This window comes from Aneurinibacillus terranovensis DSM 18919, assembly GCF_000430625.1.
In the GTDB taxonomy this organism is placed as follows: domain Bacteria; phylum Bacillota; class Bacilli; order Aneurinibacillales; family Aneurinibacillaceae; genus Aneurinibacillus_B; species Aneurinibacillus_B terranovensis.
The window spans coordinates 58952-60889 of record NZ_KE387179.1 but is presented as its reverse complement, the minus strand read 5'-3'; the positions used below and the strand labels follow the sequence as shown (position 1 = coordinate 60889).

Below are 1938 nucleotides of genomic sequence, written 5' to 3'. Positions count from 1 at the left end.
TTGCGTAAGACAAAGAAAACGGGTGAAAATCGAGGCTGTTCAGTCTGAAATCATATCAATAGGTGTAGCAAATTACAAAAAATTGGTGAATGTAAGAGTTGACCGCGGGTAAGGAGCTTCAAAAAACTCAAACCGTCGGACAGACTCCTAGGAAACAAGAAAAGGGACTGTTACCCATCCGTCTATTTAGACTTTTGGGTCAGCCCCTGATTACGTTTTTATAAAGAATCAACCTTATTTTAATTCAATCATTTTCTTTTCTTTGTAGTGCTGGATAAGCTCTTCAAAGATCGGCTCGATATAAGTAAAGAAGTGTGACCAATGCTCTGCCATCGGGAAATGCCCTATATTTTCCATTATAGTTACCTTCGCTCCGTCAATATATTTAGCTGCTTCTAAAGTATCTGCCGGTGTGCAAGACCAATCATATTCACCTGTAAGAAGGTAAACAGGGCACTTTTCCGTATCGATTGTCTTCAATTTGTCACGAATGTCCCATTCATGACTGAAGAAATAAAGGTCACCGTTATATACCCCTGCCCCCTCCTGAGTGTAGAACCACCATAGTTCCCACCGCCGATTTTCCGGGATCATTGGTGCACATAGGTCAATGGTAAGTTCAGCAGATGCCTCCCCACCATGGATGTCCGGGCGATAAAGTACATCTAGGTATGCGCCTGGTTTTTTCTCTTCATAACCGCCAGCCTGAGCTTCTAATCCAATAACCGCACCCAGCTTATCCGCATAATCAGCTGCTAATTTAAGAGTAATATTTCCACCCATGGAACAACCTAGAACGATCGGATTTTTAATTTCCAGTGCCTCAATAAATGTCATAATAAAACCAGCGTAAAAATCAGTTGTTAAACGATATTCTTCTTTCCACCATTCCTTGTCTTCTGGAGGAACAGATTTCCCGTGGAAAGGAAGATCAAACGTATATACCTTAAATTGAGATGTAACATAGGGGTCGTTCATAAGATCACGATATTCACTTCCATGAGCGCCAGCAGTATGCAAACAAACGAGTGGAATTCCTTCCCCAACAGTCTCATAGTATACGCGGTAAGTAGTACCCTCAAATGGAATATACGCATATTTACCGATAATCGCTTCTTCTCTTACAGCCACAAAAAATCACTCCGTTTCAAATTATTTAGCCACTTATTGTTAAGCATGTTTCATTAATGCCATCATTAACTTCAGAACACGAATGTTTTGCATTGCTTTTACAGCATTTCCTTCAATGGTCATTCCATGATTCCACATCATACCAAACAAATCTTGGTAGAATGGCTTTGGCATTTTTTCAATGGAGTTTTGCCATGTTTCCTGAGAGGCCACGATTCCAAAATCCCAAGATTTATCCCAGATCGGGTCGACAATCACTCCCTGTACTTTCCCTTGATAAACATTTAGGATATACTGCTTTTCCTTGCCGAATTTGAACATAATGTCCGCAGTAAAGAAATTCCCCAACCTATTGATTTCCGAATCTTTATTAATGAGATTGACCCAACTACCTACCCAAACTTCATTCGGGAAGGTTGTTACACCTTTGGCTTCATTAAGTTTTGTACTGGCCATATTCATTCCTCCTTGTATATTAAGAGCAGCGAATGATTTGGTTAACATAAAACCGAATTGTCGTTGCTCTTTTTAGATTTTTGATCTTTGAAAACATAATAGAAAATGTGGATTTAAAGTCATGTCTAGTGGTGGAGGATGTAGCCCCGAAGGGAACCGAGGAACCGAAGGTTCCGAGTGTTCACAAAGGGGGAACAAGCGTAGCGCGTGGCTTGTTTCCATCCATCACCATCATCAGTTAAAGGGTTTACGATCTTGGGCTGTCTTTGGGAAAATGGCCTTAGGTGTCTACCAAGGGAAGGTTCCGTTTCCCCCTGTTGCCCCTAAATCATAGGGTGTCTTCCAAGAATA

General features: G+C 41.0%; 2 protein-coding genes. Both read right to left on the bottom strand.

What is annotated here, in order from left to right; all coding sequences use genetic code 11:
- Nucleotides 1-234: 234 nt before the first annotated feature.
- Nucleotides 235-1131, bottom strand: a complete 897-nt coding sequence (locus tag H525_RS0121290; protein ID WP_027417849.1) for an alpha/beta fold hydrolase — start codon at nt 1129-1131, stop codon at nt 235-237.
- 39 nt (nt 1132-1170) lie between these two features.
- Nucleotides 1171-1587, bottom strand: coding sequence for a hypothetical protein (locus H525_RS0121285; RefSeq protein ID WP_027417848.1), 417 nt, complete (start codon nt 1585-1587; stop codon nt 1171-1173).
- Nucleotides 1588-1938 lie beyond the last annotated feature (351 nt).